This is a genomic window from Brucella tritici, assembly GCF_008932295.1.
GTDB classification, from domain to species: Bacteria; Pseudomonadota; Alphaproteobacteria; order Rhizobiales; family Rhizobiaceae; genus Brucella; species Brucella tritici.
The window spans coordinates 1-1,129 of sequence record NZ_WBWA01000076.1; the positions used below are offsets into that span (position 1 = coordinate 1).

Sequence of the window (1,129 nt, forward strand, 5' to 3'; positions counted from 1 at the left end):
CGGGGCTTATACATTTGAGGCCGGAACGTTAAACTTCGTTCCGGCCTCTATGTCATTGTGGTGAATGCAACACCGCAATGGCTGCTGCAAAGCGGTTGAGCCCATCGGGGCGTGAACTTTCGTTCGTAAAAAAGCAGAACCCTTTGCAGCTTTTGAGGTCTTGTCGCACCGTTGAGGGAGCTTCGCGCTCGTGTATAAGGGAGACCAGCCTCATGTCTTATACTAGCCGTTTTGTCGGCATCGACATATCAAAATCGTCTTTGGATGCCTGCGTTCTGCCGGATGGCCAGACAGTAACCTATCAAAATACGGCAGCAGGCATTGCCAGTTTTCTCGCCTTTCTCGCAACTGTGGACGATATTGAACGTCTGGTTCTCGAACCGACCGGCGGTTACGAGCGCCTTGTCGTTGCCGCCTTGCAGGCCGCGCGATTGCCTGTCGCCAAGGTCAATGCGAAGCAGATCAGGCAGTTTGCACGTGCCTGTGGCCAACTCTCCAAGACCGACAGGATCGACGCCTTCATTCTTGCCGATTATGCAAGGCGCATGGAAACAAGAATTCTGCCACAACGCTCTTCTCAGGAGCGGGCTCTGGCGGATTTTGTCAGTCGTTACAGACAATTGTCGCACATGATCGTGCAGGAGAAAAATCGCCGGGAGAAGTTGACCGGGCGAACGAAAGTCTGGATCGAGGAAAGCCTGCGTTTCCTGCTCGATCAGCGTCAGGCTATCGTGGATGAAATGACGGCTTGCCTGAAAGCGGATGCAGAGTTGGGCCGGAAGGCCGAGGTTTTGATGTCGCTCAAGGGGATCGGCCTACGAACGGCATGCTTCATCCTGGCCGACCTGCCGGAACTGGGGCATACTGACAAAGGACAAATTGCCAAGCTGGTTGGCGTTGCGCCGCTTAATCGCGATAGTGGTCTGATGCGCGGCAAGCGCATGATTGCAGGTGGTAGAAGACATCTGCGCGACGCGCTTTACGTCGCAGCGCTGCCTGCCATTCGTTTCGATCCCGACATGAAGGCATTCTTCACGCGTCTCAAGCAGCAAGGAAAGCCCGGAAAGGTCGCACTTGTCGCCGTCATGCGTAAAATGATCATCATCCTAAATGCTAGAATGCGAGACGC

The 1,129-nt window shown here is 54.5% G+C and carries 1 protein-coding gene; it reads left to right on the forward strand.

The annotated features are described in order from the left end of the window. Positions 1-212 precede the first annotated feature (212 nt). Positions 213-1,129, forward strand: a 917-nt coding sequence (locus tag F9K91_RS25465) for an IS110 family RNA-guided transposase (RefSeq protein ID WP_208852734.1), incomplete at its 3' end; no start/stop codon positions are given.